At 59.7% G+C, this 16,058-nt stretch carries 16 protein-coding genes; 6 read left to right on the plus strand and 10 right to left on the minus strand.

Annotated elements, in window-relative coordinates:
• Nucleotides 1–74 precede the first annotated feature (74 nt).
• The 5 genes from HBJ59_RS09960 to colR form a co-directional block, all read right to left on the minus strand.
• Complete coding sequence (locus HBJ59_RS09960) at nucleotides 75–305, minus strand: hypothetical protein (protein ID WP_008433604.1); 231 nt, start codon at nucleotides 303–305, stop codon at nucleotides 75–77.
• Nucleotides 305–1,021 (minus strand): lipopolysaccharide kinase InaA family protein, encoded by a 717-nt coding sequence (locus HBJ59_RS09965; protein WP_076015358.1) that lies wholly within the window; start codon nucleotides 1,019–1,021, stop codon nucleotides 305–307. The genes HBJ59_RS09960 and HBJ59_RS09965 overlap by 1 nt, the downstream gene beginning before the upstream one ends.
• Nucleotides 1,022–1,025: 4 nt before the next feature.
• Nucleotides 1,026–1,706 (minus strand): class I SAM-dependent methyltransferase, encoded by a 681-nt coding sequence (locus HBJ59_RS09970; protein ID WP_076015359.1) that lies wholly within the window; start codon nucleotides 1,704–1,706, stop codon nucleotides 1,026–1,028.
• 188 nt (nucleotides 1,707–1,894) lie between these two features.
• Nucleotides 1,895–3,175, minus strand: a complete 1,281-nt coding sequence (locus HBJ59_RS09975) for a HAMP domain-containing sensor histidine kinase (protein ID WP_076015360.1) — start codon at nucleotides 3,173–3,175, stop codon at nucleotides 1,895–1,897.
• Nucleotides 3,165–3,848, minus strand: a complete 684-nt coding sequence (colR, locus tag HBJ59_RS09980; protein ID WP_003208587.1) for a two-component system response regulator ColR — start codon at nucleotides 3,846–3,848, stop codon at nucleotides 3,165–3,167. Before colR ends, HBJ59_RS09975 begins: the two co-directional genes overlap by 11 nt.
• A gap of 201 nt (nucleotides 3,849–4,049) precedes the next feature.
• On the opposite strand from colR, the gene HBJ59_RS09985 reads away from it, so the two are divergent.
• The 5 genes from HBJ59_RS09985 (at nucleotide 4,050) to HBJ59_RS10005 (ending at nucleotide 10,368) form a co-directional block, all read left to right on the plus strand.
• Nucleotides 4,050–5,999, plus strand: a complete 1,950-nt coding sequence (locus HBJ59_RS09985) for an LTA synthase family protein (RefSeq protein WP_167663468.1) — start codon at nucleotides 4,050–4,052, stop codon at nucleotides 5,997–5,999.
• 54 nt (nucleotides 6,000–6,053) lie between these two features.
• Entirely contained in the window at nucleotides 6,054–6,797 is a 744-nt protein-coding gene (locus tag HBJ59_RS09990; RefSeq protein ID WP_167663469.1) for a phosphatase PAP2 family protein, read from the plus strand.
• A 74-nt stretch (nucleotides 6,798–6,871) separates the two neighbouring features.
• Nucleotides 6,872–7,570 (plus strand): response regulator transcription factor, encoded by a 699-nt coding sequence (locus HBJ59_RS09995; RefSeq protein WP_167663470.1) that lies wholly within the window; start codon nucleotides 6,872–6,874, stop codon nucleotides 7,568–7,570.
• A complete protein-coding gene (locus HBJ59_RS10000) occupies nucleotides 7,560–8,855 on the plus strand; it encodes a HAMP domain-containing sensor histidine kinase (RefSeq protein ID WP_167663471.1) in 1,296 nt (431 codons plus the stop codon). Before HBJ59_RS09995 ends, HBJ59_RS10000 begins: the two co-directional genes overlap by 11 nt.
• Nucleotides 8,856–8,940: 85 nt before the next feature.
• Nucleotides 8,941–10,368, plus strand: coding sequence for a glycosyl hydrolase family 8 (locus HBJ59_RS10005; protein WP_167663472.1), 1,428 nt, complete (start codon nucleotides 8,941–8,943; stop codon nucleotides 10,366–10,368).
• A gap of 115 nt (nucleotides 10,369–10,483) precedes the next feature.
• On the opposite strand, the gene groL is transcribed toward HBJ59_RS10005, so the two are convergent.
• From groL to HBJ59_RS10025, 4 genes are all read right to left on the minus strand, one after another.
• Nucleotides 10,484–12,127, minus strand: coding sequence for a chaperonin GroEL (gene groL / locus HBJ59_RS10010; protein WP_076015366.1), 1,644 nt, complete (start codon nucleotides 12,125–12,127; stop codon nucleotides 10,484–10,486).
• Nucleotides 12,128–12,177: 50 nt separating this feature from the next.
• Nucleotides 12,178–12,474 (minus strand): co-chaperone GroES, encoded by a 297-nt coding sequence (groES, locus tag HBJ59_RS10015; protein ID WP_003208599.1) that lies wholly within the window; start codon nucleotides 12,472–12,474, stop codon nucleotides 12,178–12,180.
• A gap of 247 nt (nucleotides 12,475–12,721) precedes the next feature.
• Nucleotides 12,722–13,198, minus strand: a complete 477-nt coding sequence (locus HBJ59_RS10020; RefSeq protein ID WP_008433587.1) for an FxsA family protein — start codon at nucleotides 13,196–13,198, stop codon at nucleotides 12,722–12,724.
• A gap of 66 nt (nucleotides 13,199–13,264) precedes the next feature.
• Complete coding sequence (locus tag HBJ59_RS10025; RefSeq protein ID WP_076015367.1) at nucleotides 13,265–13,996, minus strand: HugZ family protein; 732 nt, start codon at nucleotides 13,994–13,996, stop codon at nucleotides 13,265–13,267.
• Nucleotides 13,997–14,071: 75 nt separating this feature from the next.
• Between HBJ59_RS10025 and HBJ59_RS10030 the strand changes: the two genes are divergently transcribed.
• Nucleotides 14,072–14,830 (plus strand): SDR family oxidoreductase, encoded by a 759-nt coding sequence (locus HBJ59_RS10030; protein ID WP_167663473.1) that lies wholly within the window; start codon nucleotides 14,072–14,074, stop codon nucleotides 14,828–14,830.
• Nucleotides 14,831–14,860: 30 nt separating this feature from the next.
• Here the strand turns inward: HBJ59_RS10030 and HBJ59_RS10035 are convergent, their stop codons facing one another.
• Nucleotides 14,861–15,868, minus strand: a complete 1,008-nt coding sequence (locus tag HBJ59_RS10035) for a DUF481 domain-containing protein (RefSeq protein WP_076015369.1) — start codon at nucleotides 15,866–15,868, stop codon at nucleotides 14,861–14,863.
• Between the last annotated feature and the right edge of the window lie 190 nt (nucleotides 15,869–16,058).

Below are 16,058 nucleotides of genomic sequence, written 5' to 3' on the forward strand. Positions count from 1 at the left end.
CTCTGCGTGGGAAGGATCAAGCCCAAATAAAAGGCCTCGTAAACACGAGGCCTTTTATTTGGGCTTCAATCTCTTCAACTCTGTGGCCTCATCCCTTGGGACATCCCAAACATGAACAACAACAACTCATGATCAGGCTTGGCCGCGACACCGACCTTGGCGATCCGCGGCATCGGGCATTGCTGCCCGACACCCTGCACCGCACTGAGAACTTGTGTCCGGGGCTGCTCCCAGGCAGCCAGGGCCAGGGCAGCTATGCCCAAAGCCCCCAACAGAAACAAACCTCGTGCAATTTCTAGCTTCATTACGTTAAACCTTTGATAGCGCTGCCAAACGCCGTCTCGTAAAAGTAGCTGAGTTTCTGCCAGTCCGTAGAGTTCCACGACGAATGGCGGCGTAACTGCAACATGTCATGCCGGGCCGCCCGCAAAGCCGTCAACCGCTGGCGGCACTTCTCGAAGTCCAGCAGCGCCACTTCAACCTTGGCCGCGTCACCCTCACCCGTCACCCGCACAAAGATATGCTTGATATACAGGCAACCATGCTGCCAACGACCTTTGTGCATCCGCGCCAACGTACCCGCGAGTTCCTTGAGCAAACGCTCATGCACCAACTCGCCATACTGCTCACGACCACCCGCGGCGTACCAGTTTTCGATCTCGTCGAAACCGTCCAGCGACGCCGTCACCAACAACGCCTTCCATTGGTGCTCAGGGTCGCGACGGGCCTCGCAGAACACCAACTCCGGCACGCGTACATCCAGCAAACGCAGGCCCTTCAGGGCGTCACGCTCACGCAACACCGTGGGGCGCCCAAACGGATGGAGCCAACTGCGGTAGATATGGCCCGTCTGGCGCTTGCTATAGAGCAAACGACCATTGGTGCCCGTCACCCGTTGCACACCACTTTCACCGCCACGACGACGATTGGGCTCTTCGACCCACTCGCCCTGCTGGCGCCAGAAATAATCAAATCGCTCCTCGGGAGCTACTTCACTACCTGGTAAACACTCGACAGCCATCCTGTTACCTCTTGCGCAATACATACACTCGCCACATGGCGTAGAGCGGTATGAAGTCCAGGGATTCCTGAACACGGAAACCGGCTTGCTCAAACTCTGCCTCAACAGTAGCAGCCGGTAACACGAACCGATTTTGGTAACCTTCCTGCTCACCTTTTTTGCGACGGCGCACTTCGGCACGCTTGCGTTTCCAGGCCTTGAAATTGCCGTCTACCCACAACGAGATAATCACGCTGTCGCGGGTAACACGCTGAAATTCGCGCAGTATTGCCAGCCTGTGCTCGGGGTCACCAATGTGGTGCATCAAGCGCATGCAGAAAATACTGTCGACCGCGTTATCTGGCAAATCGATATCAAAGGCAGACGTCTGCAAGGGGCGTACCCGTTTCACCACATCCGCCGGTTGGGCGACCGTGGCGATCTTCAACATCGACGCTGAGTTGTCGGCGCCGATGATCACACGGTTGGGCTTTTCTGCCAGCAGCGGCCAGAAACGCCCGGCACCACATGGCAGGTCCAGCACCAGGCCAGGCTCACCGGCCATGGCCAACGCACCACGCGCCAATTGCTCGTCGCGTTTGTGGGACAACCGGCGAGCCAGATTGTCCTGATGTTTGAGCAAATAATTCTGCGCGTGCTGATCGTCGTACTTATCGGAAAATTCGAGCTTGATTGGGGTAGGCATCACCGGGTCTCCAGTTACTAATGCCTACAACCTTAAGGAGAATCCTGTGATCAACAGGTCAACACGTTGTGAAAAACTTGTCCTGTCGAATCGTATACATTACAAAACTTTGCAGACACAAGTCGTGGCATGATGCCATCTTCGGCGAAAATGAGGGAGTCTGCGGCAGCTTAGCGGCAGGGCAGCCATCAGTCTTTGACCTGACTCAACTCGACGTGAAAGCGGCAGCCATTGGGCTCCATGGTGCTGAGGCTGACGCTCCAACCCTGGTTCTCACAGATGCGCTGAACCAGGGACAAACCCAGGCCCAGGCCTTCTCCGCGCTTTTCACTGCCGCGCACAAACGGTTCGAACATCGCTTCGCGCTTGTCCTCGGGAATGCCCACGCCAGTGTCTTCCACCACAAAACCGCTCGGTTCCAGGGTAAGGCGGATCAAGCCGTGCTCGGTGTAGTGCAGGGCATTACGCAAAAGGTTGCCCATGACCGCGTGCAGGAAGGTCGCGTTGTAGCGGGTATCCAGTGGATTGCCCGGTTGATAGATCAGCTCAAGGCCTTTGCGCTCGATCGGCTCACGCCAGATCCCTAGCAAGTCCTCGGCCACCTGCGCCAGGCTGGCCTGGGGCGACATGCCTGCCTCCTCGCGCTGGGCACGGGCCAGCATCAGGAAGGTCTGTACCAGTTCGCGCATTTCTTCACAGGCCCGCGCAATGCGCTCGACCTGCTTGCGGCCGCGCTGGTCAATCGCCGGGTTCTCCAGCAACAGCTCGCAGGAACTGGCGAGAACCATCAGCGGGGTGCGCAACTCGTGGCTGACGTCACTGGTAAACAGCTGCTCCCGGGACAACGCCTGGCGTAAACGGCCCAGGGTGGCGTCAAAGGCCACGGCCAGCTCGCCGACTTCATCCGCGGCGTAATCCGGCGCCAGCGGTGGCGCCAGGCCGAGTAATTGGTCGCGGTGCCGCACCTGGCGGGCCAGGCGTACCACCGGTGCCATTACCTTGCGCGCCAGCACCCAGCCGAGGAATACCGCCAACGCCAGGCTGAGCACAAACCCCACCAGCACCACGGCAAACAGCACCCGCTCGCGCTCTTCGAAATCGCTCTGGTCTTGCAACAGGACATAACGGCGACCGTCGACCACCTCGACCATGGCATGGTAGGACAGCGCCTCCCGAAACACCTCGTGAAAACCAGGCTCCAGATGGCGCAGATCCTTGGGCAGCTCGAAATCGCCGGGGCCGCCGCTGAAGTAGAACAATTGGTCGGGCTCGGGACGGTGGCTCCAGTCCTCGACGCTGTCCATCAGCAGCAGGCGTTGCAAGTCACCGCCCAGGCCTGCCGAAATGAGTTTTTCTTCCACCAGGTGCACCGTGGCGACGATGCCCATGGCGAAGGCCCCCGCCACCAACGCACTCATCAAGGCGAAGGCGATGATGATCCGCTGGGCAAGGCTTTGCTTAAACTCCATCACGACCCTCGGCCAGGCGATAACCCACACCGTGCACCGTTTGCAGCAACGGTTTGGCGAAGGGTTTATCGATCACCTGACGCAGTTGATGGACGTGGCTGCGCAAGCTGTCGCTGTCCGGGCAGTCATCGCCCCACAGGGCTTCTTCGAGAATCTCGCGGCGCAGCACATGGGGGCTTTTTTGCATCAGCACCGCCAGCAGCTTCAGGCCGACCGGGTTGAGCTTGAGCAGGCGCCCTTCGCGGGTGACTTCCAGGGTGTCGAGGTCGTAATTCAGGTCACCGACTTGCAGCGCACGGCGACCGCCGCCCTGGGCACGACGCAGCACCGCTTCGATGCGCGCGGCCAATTCCGACAGGGCGAATGGCTTGAGCAGGTAGTCATCGGCGCCGGACTTGAAGCCCTGCAGCCGGTCATCCAGTTGGTCGCGCGCAGTGAGCATGATCACCGGCGTGTCGCGGCGCGCGTCTTCCCGTAGGCGTTTGCACAGGGTGTAGCCGTCAATGCCGGGCAGCATGATGTCGAGCACAATCAGGTCGTAATGTTCGGTGGCAGCCAGGTGCAGGCCCGACAAACCGTCCTGCGCACAGTCTACGGTGTAGCCCTTCAGCCCCAGGTAATCCGCCAGGTTGGCCAGAATATCGCGGTTGTCTTCAACCAATAAAATTCGCATGGGCAGTGTCTCCGTACGCGGTAACGGCCGTGTTGGCTCGCGCAGCTTAAGGCCAAGTATGGCTCACGGCTAGGCCTGAAGGCCGCACCGATTACTGTTTTCAACCGATTGGGGAACTTAACGAGTTTTTCACTATAGGTTCACAAGCTGACTACAGTGTCAGCGCGAAGATCGCGCCCATCGTAAATAAGGAACATTGACATGGGTTTTCCAAAAACGGCACCAATGCGCTATTTGCTGCTGGTGACCGGTGCCTGGCTGGTTGTTTTTCTACTAACGCGCGTCCTGCTGCTGGTGACTCACCTGGATGAAGTCAGCGGTAACCTGCTGCCGGTATTCGGCGTGGGCCTGCTGTATGACCTCGGCTTCCTCGCCTATGCCGCCCTGCCCTTGGGCCTGTACTTGCTGCTGTGCCCACCAGGCTTGTGGCGGCGTCGGGGTCATCGTTGGTTCCTGCAAGCGGTACTGACCGTCAGCCTGTTCGCCATGCTCTTCACCAGCGTGGCCGAGTGGTTGTTCTGGGACGAGTTCGGCGTGCGCTTCAACTTTATTGCCGTGGACTACCTGGTGTACTCCAAAGAGGTGCTGAACAACCTGCTGGAGTCTTATCCGATCGGCAAGTTGCTGAGCCTGCTGGCGGTGCTGGCAATTGTCTTGAGCCTGGCCTTGCGTAAACCGTTCAACGCGGCGATGAACTCGCCGTTGCCTGCGATGCGCAAACGCCTGCTCAACGCCCTCGGTTTGTTGGTGGTGGCCGGCCTGAGCCTGCAACTGATCAACCAGGACAGCCCGCGCAGCCAGGGCGGTAATGCCTACAACAACGAACTGGCGAGCAACGGCCCGTATCAGTTCTTCGCCGCCTTCCGTAATAACGAGCTGGACTACAACCAGTTCTACAAGAGCCTGCCGGCCGATGTGGTCGCCAAGCAGTTGCGCGCCGAACTCAGCGAGCCCAATGCACGGTTTATCGGCACGGACCCGCTGGATATCCGTCGCGCCATTACCAACCCGGGCACGCTGCGCAAACCCAATATCGTACTGGTGACCATCGAGAGCTTCAGTGCCAAGTACATGGGCAGCAACGGCGACTCGAATAACCTCACGCCCAACCTCGACGCGCTGCGCAAACAGAGCCTGTACTTCAATAACTTCTACGCCACCGGCACCCGCACCGACCGTGGCCTGGAAGCTATCACCCTGGCCATTCCACCAACGCCGGGGCGCTCCATCGTTAAGCGCATCGGCCGCGAAAGCGGGTTCGGCAGCCTGGGCCAACAGCTCAATGCCATCGGCTATGACAGCGTGTTTGTCTACGGCGGACGCGGCTACTTCGACAACATGAACGCGTTCTTCAGCGGCAACGGCTACCGCGTAGTCGACCAAAGCAGCGTGCCCGAAGCAGAAATCAGCTTCAAAAACGCCTGGGGCATGGCGGACGAAGACCTCTATAAACAGACGCTGAAACTGGCGGATGCCGACTACGCCAAGCAGCAACCGTTCCTGCTGCAACTGATGACCACCTCCAACCACCGCCCGTACACCTACCCGGCAGGCCGCATTGATATCAAATCCGGTGACGGCCGCGACGGCGCGGTGAAGTACACCGACCATGCCATCGGCCAGTTCCTGGAGGCAGCGCGCCAGAAGCCATGGTTCGACAACACGATCTTTATCTTCGTCGCCGACCACACGGCGGGCAGCGCGGGCAAGGAAGACCTGCCGATGGTGAATTACCAGATTCCGTTGTTCATCTACGCCCCCAAGCTGGTGGACGCCGGCGAGAACGCGAAGCTGGCCAGCCAGATCGACCTGGCGCCCACCCTGCTGGGCTTGCTGAACCTGAGCTACGAGTCGACGTTTTTTGGCCGCAACCTGCTGCAAGACAACCCACTGCCGCCACGGGTAGTGGTGGGCAATTACCAGTACCTGGGGTTGTTCGACGGCAATGACCTGGCGATTCTCAGCCCACGCCAAGGCCTGCGTCGCCATGACCAGGCACTGGGGGACAGCCATGAAACCCGCGTAGGTAGCGATGACCCATTGATCCAGCGGGCCATCACCTACTACCAGGGCGCCAGTTATGGCTACAAACAACAGTTGCTGAGCTGGAGGGTGCCCAAGGACGAGGTTCCCCAGGTGAGTACACGCTAACCAAAATGCCCCGGCCAGGTCTGACCGGGGCTTTTTTTAGAGTCTGAGTTCGCCATGCAAGCAATCGCTGTTCGTCCGGTATCCCAACCCCTCAACTTCTGGCTGTGTCTCGGTGTGCCTGCCGTGCTGGCGGTGGCCATGCTGCTGCTGGAGCTGACGTCGCTGGACATGGACATCGCCAAGCTGTTCTACAACGCTTCCGAAGGCGGCTTTGTGGGCCGGCACAGTTTTTTTCTGGAAGACATTCTTCACGACCGCGCCAAGCAGATGGTGATCGTGTTTTCGGTGCTGGCGATCGCCGGGTTTGCCGGTGCCTTTATTTTTGAGCGGCTTAAACCCTATCGCCGGGAACTGGGCTGCCTGGTGCTCTCGCTGGCGCTGGCCACCTCGTTTGTTTCGCCGTTGAAGACGGTGACCGCGGTGCAATGCCCGTGGAGCGTCAAGGAATTTGGTGGGCAGGAGACTTACAGCGAGTTGCTGAGCCCGAGGCCACCGACCGACAAGCCCGGACGCTGCTGGCCGGGCGGGCATGCAGCGACCGGGTTTGCCCTGTTTGCGTTGTTTTTTGCCCTGAGGGATCGCCGGCCCCGGATGGCACGCCCGGCGTTTATGTTTGCACTGGGCCTCGGCACGGTGCTTTCGGTGAGCCGCACGATGCAGGGCGCGCACTTTCTTTCCCATAACGTGTGGACGGCGATTTTCAGCTGGTTGATTTGTTTGGGGGCCTATTACTTCTTGCTGTATCGACCGGTGAAAGCACCACAACCCGCCCTCCATAAGCAGCCCGTAACGCCTTAATGAACAGCCCTTGCCTCGCCGGGGCCAAGGGCGCAACACTCTGCGCACTTTTTTGGCAACGATCCCGCTGAGCCATGTCCGATACCCTGCTGCTGATCGAAGACGACCTGCCCCTGGCGGCACTCACCGCCGAGTTCCTGCGTGCCGAAGGGTTCACCGTGGCCGTGGAACACCGTGGCGACCGCGCCGCCCAACGTATCCGCGATGAGCAGCCCGCGCTGTTGATCCTCGATGTGATGCTGCCGGGCATCGACGGTTTCACCCTGTGCCGACAGATTCGCGACCACTACACGGGGTTTATCCTGATGATGACGGCGCTGGACGAGAACGCCGAACAATTAGTGGGGTTTGCCGCCGGGGCCGACGACTATGTGGTCAAGCCGATCGACCCGCAACTGTTGCTGGCAAGGATCCGCTCGCTGCTGCGCCGCCATCCTCAGGCACCTCGCAGCTACTATCAGTGGGGCGCTTTTCGACTGGACCTGAACAACCACTTCGCCTGGCTTGGCGAGGCGCCCTTGCAGTTTTCGGTGGCCGAGTTCGAGCTGCTTGCCATCTTCGCCCGTCACTGCGGCGTATTACTCACCCGGGAAAAACTGCTCCAGCGCCTGCGCGGCCTGGAGTACGACGGCCTGAACCGTTCGATTGATATGCGGGTGTCGCGCTTGCGCAAGAAACTCATGAGCCTTGAGTGCCCCGTGACCATCCAGACCATCACGGCGCAGGGATACCTGTTCGTCGAAATCCCGAGCGGGAGTCAACATGCTGTCTAAAGTGCGCCCCTGGATGGCAATCGCGACCGGCACCAGTTGGGCCGCCCTCACCCTTTACCTGTTGTGGCTGTGCACCAACGCTGCGGTGTTTATCGGCGACTACAGCTTTCTGCGCCTGATGGCCGGGCCGGGTTATCTGGTTGCCGAGCAACTCAAGACCCTGCCCCCCGAACAATGGGAGGCGCGTGTCGAGTCGCTGCAAGCACGCTTTCAGTACCCGGTGAGCGTGGTGAAAAAGGACGATATCGAGCTGCCACCCGAAGCCATTGTGATGCTCGACCATCATCAACCGGCGCAGAACAGCGATGAGGACGTCACCTACTTCCCGCTGGACGATGACACGGTGATTCAATTCGGCCCCATGTGGGGAACCGCCGAAGTGAAGGACCTGCTGCAATACCCGGTGTACGGGGTGACCGCCTGTGTCGCTGGCCTGCCGGTATTGCTGCTTCTCTGGATCGCCCTGCGTGCCCGGCGCAAATACACCCACGACCTCAACACCCTCAACGCGAGTATCACTGCCCTCGCCCGCACGCCCAACACGCTGCTGCCGGCGATGAGCCAGGAATGGACGCCGCTGCTGCAGACCTTGCGCAAGCATGCCCAGGACATCACCTCGATGGGCGAACGCCACCGCGAGGTTTCCCAGGCGGTGTCCCACGAACTGCGCACGCCGTTGGCCCGGATGCGGTTTGCTCTGGCACTGCTGAGTAAAAGCGCCGACCCCGACACCCGCACCCGCCTGCAAGAGCGCCTGCAAACCGACATCGAAGAGCTGGAGTCGCTGGTTCGCGCCAGCCTCGCCTTTGCCCGGCTGGCCGATGCACCCAGCGACCTGCAGCATGAGCCGATCAACATCCATGACTGGCTGCAGCAGGAGTTTGCCCTGCTCGACGGGCACCATCGCTTGCTGACCCTGGACACCCAGCCGGCCGAACTGGAGCTGATCGGCGACCGCGCCCTGCTGCACTTGATCGTGCGTAACCTGTTGAGCAACGCCATCACTTATGCCCGCGAACGGGTGAACGTCAGCGCTGCGTGCCAGGACCAGCACCTGGTGCTGCATGTGGACGATGACGGCCCCGGCGTATTGCCGGAAAACCGCGAAAAAATCTTCGAACCCTTCGTACGGCTGGCCATGGGCGGAGACGAGCCCAGCGGGTTTGGCCTGGGCCTGGCGCTGGCCAAGCGCGCCACCCATTGGCACCGTGGGGAACTGTCGATCACCCGCAGCCCGTTGGGCGGCGCACGCCTGACCCTGACCCTGGCGCTGCGCCCGGGTTAGGCTGTTACAGCCTGTGACAGTGAAACATCCGCGCTGCCGCTAACCTCGCGACCTTGTCCTTTGGATCAGGTTGGAGAGTCAGTTCATGCGTCACCCTAGACGGCATCTGCCCACGCTGCTGTTATCACTGTGCATGGCCGCCGGTTCATGGTCAGTCAGCAGCGCAGCCCAGAGTACTCACGCGCCCTACTACCCCGGCACCATCCTGCCCAATCGCCAGCCCCAGGCGGTCATGGATCGGCAGTTGGTCACGTTCTACAAGGACTGGAAGGCGGTGTACCTGTCGGGGGAATGCGGCAGCGGCCGGTATTTCGTCAAGGTCAACGCCGACCACAAACCGGTGGGCGGTGGCGCCGCGCCCAACACCATCACGGTGTCAGAGGCTCATGGCTACGGCATGCTGCTCACAGTGATGATGGCGGACTACGATGAAGACGCCCAAAAAATCTTCGACGGCATGGTGCGCTACTTCCAGGATCACCCGGCGGCGTCCGATCCCGGCTTGATGGCCTGGAACCAGATCGAGGGTTGCGGCGACTCCACCGACCCTTTCCGTGGCGACGTCAGTGCCACCGACGGCGACCTGGACATCGCCTACGCCCTGCTGTTGGCCGACCAGAAATGGGGCAGCCAAGGCACCATTGACTATCGCAGCGAGGCCAACACGGTGATGGCGGCGATCATGAAACACGAGGTGCACCCCAGGACTCAGCATCTGATGCTCGGCGACTGGGCCGGCACCGACGGCGACCCGGAGCTTGAGTACACCACCCGCACCTCGGATTTCATGCAGTCGCACCTCTACAGTTTTTTCGCCATGACCGGGGATAAACGCTGGCAGGCGGTTCGCGACAAAACCTATTCGATCATCAGCGACTTTACCCAACGCTACAGCGCCAACAGCGGCCTGGTACCAGACTTCATCAGCCACCTGGATACCTCGATCACCCCTGCGCGATCCGAATTGGTGGAAGGTCAATACGACGGCGGCTACTCGTGGAATGCCGCCCGTTACCCGTGGCGCATCGGCCTGGATTACCTGATGTACGGTGACCCTCGCGCGCTGTACACCTTGACTACCTTCAACCGCTGGGCACGCGCCACCACCCGCGATGAGTCAGGCAACTTCAACAGTGGTTACCGGATCGACGGCAGTTCAATCGAGGAAGCGCAGAATGAGCCGGCCTTTGTGGCGGCGCTCGGAGTCAGCGCAATGATCAGCCCCGACAATCAGCTGTGGCTCAATAACATTTGGGACAACCTGCAACGCCAGTCCATCCGGGATCATGACTACTACGGCAACACCCTAAAACTGTTGGGCATGGTCGTCATGTCCGGCCATTGGGAGCGGCCCCGACCTGCGCCCGTCAACAAAACCGCGCACGTGCCTGTCCATCCGTCATCCGGCGCTGCGGCACCGGGACCCGTGGCATCTTTGCCGCCTGCCTCGCAGTTGATGCTGGCTCGCGGCTTCATGTTCAAGAAACTCCTCGGGCGTCGTGGCGTCAGCTAACGCGAGACGCGGAGCGGCCCTGGCGGCATTCCCACGCGGAGCGTGGGAACGATCAAAAAAAAACCCCGCCTGCATCGCTGCAGGCGGGGTTTTTCAGTATCGGGGTAAGGCTGGCTTACATCATGCCGCCCATGCCGCCCATACCGCCCATGTCTGGCATACCGCCGCCAGCTGGAGCGTCATCTTTGATCTCGGCGATCATTGCTTCAGTGGTGATCATCAGGCTGGCAATCGACGAAGCCGCTTGCAGAGCCGAACGAGTCACTTTAGCTGGGTCCAGGATGCCCATTTCGATCATGTCGCCGTATTCGCCGGTAGCAGCGTTGTAACCGAAATTACCCGAACCCTGCTTGACCTTGTCGACAACTACGCTTGGCTCGTCGCCGGAGTTGGCAACGATCTGGCGCAGAGGTGCTTCAACAGCACGACGCAGCAGAGCGATACCGACGTCTTGATCAGCGTTGTCGCCTTTCAGCTCCGAGATAGCCTGCAGAGCGCGAACCAGTGCCACGCCACCGCCAGGTACCACGCCTTCTTCAACGGCTGCACGGGTAGCGTGCAGTGCGTCTTCAACGCGGGCTTTCTTCTCTTTCATTTCAACTTCGGAACCAGCGCCAACCTTGATCACTGCAACGCCGCCGGACAGCTTGGCCAGACGCTCTTGCAGTTTTTCACGGTCGTAGTCGGAAGTGGTATCAGCCACTTGAGCGCGGATCTGGGTAACACGTGCCTGGATGTCAGCTTCAACACCAGCACCGTCGATCACGGTGGTGTTTTCCTTGGTCACGGTGACGCGCTTGGCATTACCCAGGTGTTCCAGGGTAGCGCTTTCCAGGCTCAGGCCGATCTCTTCGGAGATAACGGTACCACCGGTCAGAACAGCGATGTCCTGCAGCATGGCCTTGCGACGATCGCCGAAACCAGGTGCTTTTACAGCAACCACTTTCACGATACCGCGCATGTTGTTCACAACCAGAGTCGCCAGGGCTTCGCCTTCAACGTCTTCGGAAACGATCAGCAGTGGGCGGCCGGCCTTGGCAACAGCTTCCAGAACTGGCAGCAGTTCACGGATGTTGGAGATCTTTTTGTCAACCAGCAGGATCAGCGGGCCGTCGAGCTCGGCGGTCATGGTGTCTGGCTTGTTGACGAAGTAAGGAGACAGGTAGCCACGGTCGAACTGCATGCCTTCAACAACCGACAGTTCGTTTTCCAGGCCCGAGCCTTCTTCAACGGTGATCACGCCTTCTTTACCGACTTTTTCCATGGCTTCGGCAATGATGTCGCCGATGGAGCTGTCGGAGTTGGCCGAGATGGTGCCGACCTGAGCGATTGCCTTGGTGTCAGCGCATGGCTTGGACAGGGACTTCAGCTCTTTGACAATGGCGATGGTCGCCTTGTCGATGCCGCGTTTGAGGTCCATCGGGTTCATGCCGGCAGCGACGGCTTTCAGGCCTTCGTTGACGATCGACTGAGCCAGAACGGTAGCGGTGGTGGTGCCGTCGCCTGCGTCATCGTTGGCACGGGAGGCAACGTCTTTGACCAGCTGCGCGCCCATGTTTTCGAAGCGATCTTTCAGCTCGATTTCTTTGGCGACGGAAACGCCGTCCTTGGTGATGGTCGGAGCACCGAAGCTCTTCTCGATGATCACGTTACGGCCTTTAGGGCCCAGGGTCGCTTTTACTGCGTCAGCCAGGACGTTCACACCGGCGAGCATTTTCTTACGGGCGGAATCGCCGAATTTAACTTCTTTAGCAGCCATGATCGATATTCCTTAAATACTTTGTAGTAACGGGAAGATGAACGGGGAAATCAGCCTTCCAGAACAGCGAGAATCTCGTTCTCAGCCATTACCAGCAGGTCTTCGCCGTCGATTTTCACAGTGTTGCTGCCGGAGTAAGGGCCGAAAACAACCTTGTCACCCACTTTCACAGCCAGCGCACGTACTTCACCGTTTTCCAGGGTCTTGCCTGGGCCAGCAGCGAGAATCACACCGTGGTTGGCTTTTTCAGCAGCCGAACCTGGCAGCACGATACCGCCAGCGGTTTTCTTTTCTTCTTCACTGCGACGGATGACGACGCGGTCATGCAGAGGACGAAGCTTGCTCATTGTCGATCTCTCCTAATTGTGTTTTTCATCGGCCGGTGTCAATTCCGGCTAGTTAAATTCCGGCGGTGCCGGTCGCGGTTCGCGGTGCGAAACGCGGAAGTCTGTCTGGTGTCGCCACCAGAAACCTTGCGGTGACCGTTACATAAGGGCGCATAAGCTTATTACAAGGTGCAGAGATGAAAATTTTTGTGTCGGGGGCGTGTTCAAAAGCCGCGCGGCACCCGCGGGTGCCGTGCCAGTGAGGAGATTACTTGGGGTCGCGGTGTTCGAACTCACCTTCGATCACGTCACCTTCACGCCCCAGGGGCTGGCGCGGGGCCGGGCCACCACGGGGTTGCAGGTCGTCGGCGAAGGCGCGCTGGCGGATCGCAGCCTCTTCGGCACGCTGGCGCATCTTGCCCGCCAGCAGCTTGCGAGTGAATGGCAGCAACATCACCAGGCCAACCACATCGCTGATGAAGCCCGGCAGGATCAACAGGCCACCGGCCAATGCCATCATCAAGCCTTCGAGCATGGTCTGGGCCGGCAGTTCGCCGCGATTCAGGCTTTCACGGGCACGCAGCGCCGTGGCCAGGCCGGCGACGCGCAGCACCAGAACGCCGAGCATCGAGCCGAGAATGATCAGCAGCAGCGCCGGGAAAAACCCGATTGCCCCACTGACTTGTACGAATACGAACAGCTCCAACACGGGGAACAACAAAAAGAGCAACAAAAAAGGGCGCATCAAATGGTTCCTCAACGCAAGAATGCCTTGCTACTTCACCTTAGATGACGTCGCCGTTTCGTGAATTCAAGCTTCGGCGGCTGCTTTTTTCGGCCAGACCTCAGCGTGAGCCAAGAAAACCAAGGCTTCGCGTACTTGTGTCGGCGTATTGCAAGGCTCGGCAAAGGGCAGCCAGTAGAGTGCCTGGCCAATGCGCAGGTGCATGCCTTCGCTGTCGATACCGGCCAATTGTGCAGGCTCGGTGGTCGGCAAGCCGGCCAGTTCGACGTAGTGGGCAATGGCCTTGGTGTGGTCGCTGTTCATGTGCTCGATCATGCTCAGCTCGGCCTTGCCGGCGAACGGGTTGGCCAGGGTCAGTTGGTCGACCCAGTGAATCGCGCCGAACCCGCCGATATAACGGTGGCGCACCGGCTTAAGTACCCAGAAGTCAAAATCATGGGCCTTGTGATAGTTGGCCGAATCCGGGAAGTAGCGGTAATAACGCTCGGCTGCGGCTTCAATCGCGGCGCTGTCTTCGAGCTTTTCGGCCTCGGCCAGATAGGTCAGGCGCCCTACCGCTTGCACGTCGTCCGCCTCACGCTCACCCACCAGCAGCGAGCACTTGGGGTCTTTCTGCAGGTTATGGGTGTGCTGGGCGATACGGCTGATCAGGATCAGCGGCCGGCCCTCGGCATCCAGGCAGTACGGCACCACTGAGCCGAACGGAAAGCCGGGCATGGCCTTGGACAAGGTGGCAAGTGCCCCACGGTATTCCTTGAGCAGTAGTTCTCGGGCATTCTTGGCAACGTGCGCGCTCAACTTATGACTCCTTTGATAAATTCCGTCAAAAAACAAACTTGGATAGCCGATTAATTCTGCCCACAGGACTTGCGAATGCATCTCAACGACAAAGTAATCATTATCACCGGCGGTTGCCAGGGTTTGGGCCGTTCCATGGCGGAGTATTTCGCAGCCAAGGGCGCGCACCTGGCGCTGGTGGACCTCAATCAGGAAAAACTCGACCAGGCGGTGGAAGCCTGCCAGGCACACGGCGTAACGGCCAGGGCCTATCTATGCAACGTGGCGAATGAAGAGCAGGTGTGCCAGACGGTGGCACAGATCGCCGAAGACTTCGGCGCGATCAACGGTTTGATCAACAACGCGGGGATTTTGCGCGACGGCTTGCTGCTCAAGGTCAAGGATGGCGAGATGACCAAGATGAGCCTGGCCCAGTGGCAGGCGGTGATCGACGTGAACCTGACCGGCGTGTTCCTGTGCACCCGCGAAGTGGCAGCAAAAATGGTGGAGTTGAAGAACCAGGGCACCATCATCAATATCTCGTCGATCTCCCGCGCCGGCAACGTCGGCCAGACCAACTACTCGGCCGCCAAGGCCGGTGTAGCAGCCGCCACCGTGACCTGGGCCAAGGAGCTGGCGCGCTATGGCATCCGCGTCGCGGGCATTGCGCCGGGGTTTATCGAGACGCAGATGTCCCTGGGCATGAAGCCCGAGGCACTGGAGAGGATGACGTCGGGCATTCCCCTCAAGCGCATGGGGCGGCCTGAGGAGATTGCCCATTCAGCGGCGTATATCTTCGAAAACGACTACTACACCGGGCGAATCCTGGAAATGGACGGCGGGTTACGCCTTTAATTACCAGGCAGCTCCTTACCAGGCGGCTCCTTACCAGGCGACGCCGAACCCTGCGGTATAGCGGGTCTTGCTCAACGCGCTTTCCGAGTCGCCACTGATCACGTCGCGCTCGGCCTTGAGGTTGAGGGAAGCCCACTCGGTGACTTTGTAGCGCAAGCCCATTTCCGCATCCAGGGAGTAGTCGGACGGCCCGGCCAGCGGCTTGCCGAGCTCGCCATTGGTGAAGAATTCGACGGTCTTGCCCACCAAGTAGCGGTTGTAGTTCCACTTCATCGCCAGCGAGTAGAAGTTGTCTTTGCCGCCGTCCTGGTATTCATAGTCGGTGCGGTTGACCAGCGAACCGAGGGAGAACGCGCCCAGTTCGTCGTCCCAGAATTGGTAGCCCGGACCAGTACCCACGGTGCGCTGGCGTGACAGGTCTTCAACCTTGTCGCGCTTGTAGGTCAAACGGCCCTGCCAGAACCAGTGTTCGGTGATAAACCGGTCCAGGTCGTATTCCAGCGCCCAGTTGTCGGTGGTGGTCACGTCGTCCTGGAATTCGCGGTTGTATTCGCCCTGGCCGGTATGACGCCACTGGCCATGACGAGCTGTGGTCTTGAAGTCGATGTCGTAGTCGTTGGTGTCTTTTTCCGCGCGCTTGTAGTCCAGCGCCATGTCGACATTGCCCTTCCACACCAGGTCTTCGATCACGGGCTTGGGCTTGATGATCTGCTGGATGCTGGCCAGTTCGACGGTCTTGGGCGCCTCACCGTTGGCCAGGATGACTTTGCCGTCATCGGCCGCCTGCAGTGATTTGGCCTTCTCGCCGGTGTAGGCATCCTGCTTGACCAGCAGCTCCTGATCACTTTCAAGGGTTTTGACCTGCTTCCAGTCCACCGGGATGGCACCGGCATAATCAGTCTGGATCAGCAGCTTGCCGCCGTCGAAAACCTTGATCTTGCCGGTCAGACGGTCACCGTTCTTTAACCAGACGGTATCGGCGAGCAGAGGCGTGGAGGCGCTGAATACAGCGAGGCACAGCAGGGTTCTGGACAACATAAGCGGATATGGGGCTCGAGTTTGACGAAAAAACGGGCATTATCGGGGTGGATAACTTCTTAGCAAGGACTGACTCGGGTATTTGTATCGAGTTCCGTTCTCAGCCGCCCATTTTGCAGACATTTCTTACAAATAGACGGATATTTTCATCGGATATGCCACCGTGAACGAAACGACCGACGCTCCGCAA

The sequence above is a fragment of the Pseudomonas sp. AN3A02 genome (assembly GCF_011765255.1).
Taxonomy (GTDB): domain Bacteria; phylum Pseudomonadota; class Gammaproteobacteria; order Pseudomonadales; family Pseudomonadaceae; genus Aquipseudomonas.

Excerpts from the sequence above, each read along its gene's own strand:
- HBJ59_RS09960 (WP_008433604.1), bottom strand. The coding sequence starts at position 305 with ATGAAGCTAGAAATTGCACGAGGTTTGTTTCTGTTGGGGGCTTTGGGC.
- HBJ59_RS09965 (WP_076015358.1), bottom strand. The coding sequence starts at position 1,021 with ATGGCTGTCGAGTGTTTACCAGGTAGTGAAGTAGCTCCCGAGGAGCGA.
- HBJ59_RS09970 (WP_076015359.1), bottom strand. The coding sequence starts at position 1,706 with ATGCCTACCCCAATCAAGCTCGAATTTTCCGATAAGTACGACGATCAG.
- HBJ59_RS09975 (WP_076015360.1), bottom strand. The coding sequence starts at position 3,175 with ATGGAGTTTAAGCAAAGCCTTGCCCAGCGGATCATCATCGCCTTCGCC.
- colR (WP_003208587.1), bottom strand. The coding sequence starts at position 3,848 with ATGCGAATTTTATTGGTTGAAGACAACCGCGATATTCTGGCCAACCTG.
- HBJ59_RS09985 (WP_167663468.1), top strand. The coding sequence starts at position 4,050 with ATGGGTTTTCCAAAAACGGCACCAATGCGCTATTTGCTGCTGGTGACC.
- HBJ59_RS09990 (WP_167663469.1), top strand. The coding sequence starts at position 6,054 with ATGCAAGCAATCGCTGTTCGTCCGGTATCCCAACCCCTCAACTTCTGG.
- HBJ59_RS09995 (WP_167663470.1), top strand. The coding sequence starts at position 6,872 with ATGTCCGATACCCTGCTGCTGATCGAAGACGACCTGCCCCTGGCGGCA.
- HBJ59_RS10000 (WP_167663471.1), top strand. The coding sequence starts at position 7,560 with ATGCTGTCTAAAGTGCGCCCCTGGATGGCAATCGCGACCGGCACCAGT.
- HBJ59_RS10005 (WP_167663472.1), top strand. The coding sequence starts at position 8,941 with ATGCGTCACCCTAGACGGCATCTGCCCACGCTGCTGTTATCACTGTGC.
- groL (WP_076015366.1), bottom strand. The coding sequence starts at position 12,127 with ATGGCTGCTAAAGAAGTTAAATTCGGCGATTCCGCCCGTAAGAAAATG.
- groES (WP_003208599.1), bottom strand. The coding sequence starts at position 12,474 with ATGAGCAAGCTTCGTCCTCTGCATGACCGCGTCGTCATCCGTCGCAGT.
- HBJ59_RS10020 (WP_008433587.1), bottom strand. The coding sequence starts at position 13,198 with ATGCGCCCTTTTTTGTTGCTCTTTTTGTTGTTCCCCGTGTTGGAGCTG.
- HBJ59_RS10030 (WP_167663473.1), top strand. The coding sequence starts at position 14,072 with ATGCATCTCAACGACAAAGTAATCATTATCACCGGCGGTTGCCAGGGT.
- HBJ59_RS10035 (WP_076015369.1), bottom strand. The coding sequence starts at position 15,868 with ATGTTGTCCAGAACCCTGCTGTGCCTCGCTGTATTCAGCGCCTCCACG.